This window comes from Methylobacterium sp. WL18 (assembly GCF_008040015.1).
GTDB lineage: Bacteria > Pseudomonadota > Alphaproteobacteria > Rhizobiales > Beijerinckiaceae > Methylobacterium > Methylobacterium mesophilicum.
Genome location: NZ_VRVD01000585.1, coordinates 1 through 2944 on the forward strand (window position 1 = coordinate 1; position 2944 = coordinate 2944).

At 69.7% G+C, this 2944-nt stretch carries 3 protein-coding genes; all 3 read right to left on the minus strand.

From position 1 onward, the window contains the following. Window positions 1-320, minus strand: a 320-nt coding sequence (locus FV228_RS25370) for a bestrophin (RefSeq protein ID WP_147857080.1), incomplete at its 3' end; no start/stop codon positions are given. 237 nt (window positions 321-557) lie between these two features. Next, window positions 558-2306: an enoyl-CoA hydratase-related protein gene (locus tag FV228_RS25375; RefSeq protein ID WP_147857081.1), complete on the minus strand. Its 1749-nt coding sequence runs from the start codon at window positions 2304-2306 to the stop codon at window positions 558-560. 337 nt (window positions 2307-2643) lie between these two features. Then, window positions 2644-2944, minus strand: a 301-nt coding sequence (locus tag FV228_RS25380; protein ID WP_147857082.1) for an ROK family protein, incomplete at its 5' end; no start/stop codon positions are given.

Consider the following 2944-nt stretch of genomic DNA (forward strand, 5'->3'; position numbering starts at 1 on the left):
GCCGGCAACAGGGCCGGCAGCAGGCGGGCGAGGTTGCGCACCTCGCCGATCAGGCTGCCCCAGGCTTTGCGGGCCTCCCACCAGCGCTCGTAGCAGGCGTTGTTGCGAAAACTCAGGAAGATCGACAGGGCGAGGCCGACCAGCGTGAACGGCGCGACCCCGGCGGTCACCGGGAAGAAGGCGGGCCAGCGCGCCTCCGCCCAGACCACCAGGCAGGAGACCGCGACGATCCCGACGAGTTTTTGGGCCACCCGCGGCAGGATCGAGCCCTGCATCGTGAACAACAGGGTGAACAGGTTGGGCCGGGTGCGGACGATCATCGGGGCTTCGCGGCGAAGGGTCGGCCCTCCTGCCCTGCCCTCCCGGCTGCGGCAAGGGGCCGGCCGGACACGACCCTGTGGTCTCCCGCCGCCCGGGGCTGGGCTGCCCCGCGCGCGTCCGCCCCGAAGGTGACGCCGGGGTTGCCGCGATCGGCCTGACCTCTCCTGTAACTCCCGCGCCTCAAGACGGGATCTGGGATGGAAGTCGTGGTTCGGCGGGGCCGTCGGGGTGGCCTCCTAGAACGCCGATCCGCGCAAAGCCTCCGGCGGGGCGATCGTCTCCAGGCGATCCAGCGCGGCCAGCATGCGCACCGAGACGGGCGACCAGCAGGCGGGGCGCTTGTGGACGAAGGCGCTGCGGGCGCGGTGATAGGGCGCGTCCGACTGATGGAAGTTCCGGTCCATCTGCGTCAGCTCGTGCCGGCGATAGGCATCGAGCGGCCGGCGATCCTCGTCCTCGGCTCGCTGCAGGCGCTTGCGGTCCGTGAGCGCGGCGTGGCGTTCCGCCTGCCCTGCGGCGAAGGCCTGGACGGTTCTGGCGAAGTGCTCGGCATCACCCCGGATCGCCTCGTCGGCCAAGCCGATCTCCGCGGCCCGCCGGCCGCTGATCGGCAGGCATCCCTCGGTCAACTGGACGGCGCGCTCCCAGCCGACCCGGCGGGGCAGCAGATAGGTCCAGTATTCCGAGCCGTAGAGCCACCCCATCGTGCGGTAATGCGGATTGAGCACGATGCTGTCCCGGACCAGCACGAAATCCGCGGCCAGCGGCAGGATCGCGCCGCCCGCGCCGGCATTGCGGCCGAGCGCCGCGACGACGATCGTGTCGGTCGCGGTGATGATCTCGCGCACCAGGTCGTCCATCGCGACGATGTTCGCCCAGGATTCCGCGGCCGGGTCGGCGCTCGCCTCGATCGCGTTGAGATGGATGCCGTTCGACCAGTGGTCGTCGCCGCCCGCCAGCACGATGACCTTGGCGGAACTCTCCGCCGCCTGCCGGAACGCCGCCTGGAGTCGGCGGCATTGTACCGTGCTCATCGCGCCGTTGTGGAAGTCGAAATGCAGGGTGGCGACAGTGCCGGCCCGCTCGACGCGCACCTCCTCGACCGGGTTGGGATGCGCGAGCCCGGCCGGGGCGGCGACGGGCAGGTCGGCCGGGATCCGGTCACCCAGCACGTCCACGGCGCTGCGCTTGATCCCGCCGCCGCCCTCCAGCTTCGGCTTCAGGCGGCCGATCCAGACCGCGCCGTCGACCGTCGCGCGGCAGATCGCGCCGCTCTCGGATTGGGCGATCACCTGGCCCGGCGCGCCGCGCAGGTCCGGCTCCGCGCAGGCGGCGTGGAGGAAGACAGGGAGGCCGTAGATCGCGTCGAGCACGCCCGGCACCCCGTCGGCCGCATGGATCCGCGCCAGGATTTCGGCGGTCCCGCACCGGTTCCAGTCGATGCACCGATCAGCCTGCTTCATCGACGGACGCAGCCGGCCGAGCGCGGTCGGGGCGGCGTAATCGAGCGGCCTCGGCCGGAATCCCGGCGTCTGGAGGTTGGCGAGCGCCTCCCACAGGCAGGCGATTGCGGCGTCGATCGCCTCGCGCCGGTAGACGCTGCTCTTGGGCGCCTGGCGCAGCGGGAAGGTGCGCGTCGCCCAGATCGGGCCGGCATCCATCTCGGCTTCCGCCTGAAGCAGGGTCACGCCCCACCGGTCCCATCGTTCCTGGATGGCCCAGTCGAGCGCCGAGGCGCCGCGGTCGCCCTCGATGCCGGGATGCACGATCAGCGTCAGGTGCTGGCGCCAGATCCGGTCCGGGATCGCGCGGGTGAGGAAGGGGGCGATGGTCAGATCCGGCCGGAACGCGGCGAACGCCTCGTCCAGGCGCTGCTCGTCGCCACCGTAGATCTCGACGGCGACCTCGTATCCGGCATCGGACAGCTCGACGAAGAAGCGCTGCGTCATGCTGTTGAACGCAGACGAGACTAAGAGGACGCGCATCGCAGGTATCCAAGACGTCGACAGTGAGTTCGAGTCCCGTCCCGGATTTTCCCGCCCTTATGACCTCTGGTTATCGATTGTGGTTGCTGAACAGGTGAATTTTTTGAGAATAATCGTAAAAACGGAGCGATTCCCTGCAGCGATCAAGACCTAGTCTGCGGGAAGAACTGGGGCAAGCCGTAAATATGCTTGTCCGGCATGTGTTTCACATGGCCGATGGTACGGTGTTTTTACCGATCCGAATAGAAGGACGGCCGCGCAACGGGGTTTGCTTGTCCGCGGTGCCGAAAGCCACCGATGTCCTAAGGGCCGGCGGTGACCGTTCGAGCTGGCGCCCTTAGTCGGCTTCCCACAGCCAGGCCGCCCCGCGCACCCCGGAGGCGTCGCCGTGAAGGCTGGCGCGCACGGGGGTGTCGAAGGCGTCGGAGAAGACGTGCGGGGCGATCGCACCGGGCAGACCGGCGATCAGCTCGGGGATGCGCGACAGGCCGCCGCCGATCACGATCACGTCCGGATCGAGCAGGTTGACCACCTGGGCCGCGGCGCGCCCGAGCCGGTCGAGATGCGTCGCGAGGGTTTTCCGCGCGTCGCCGTCACCGTCGCGGGCGGCGGAGACGACGGCCTCGGCGGTGCCATGG

What these genes read in the sequence shown, in the direction of transcription:
- FV228_RS25375 (WP_147857081.1), bottom strand. Translation starts at nt 2,306, where the DNA reads ATGCGCGTCCTCTTAGTCTCGTCTGCGTTCAACAGCATGACGCAGCGC.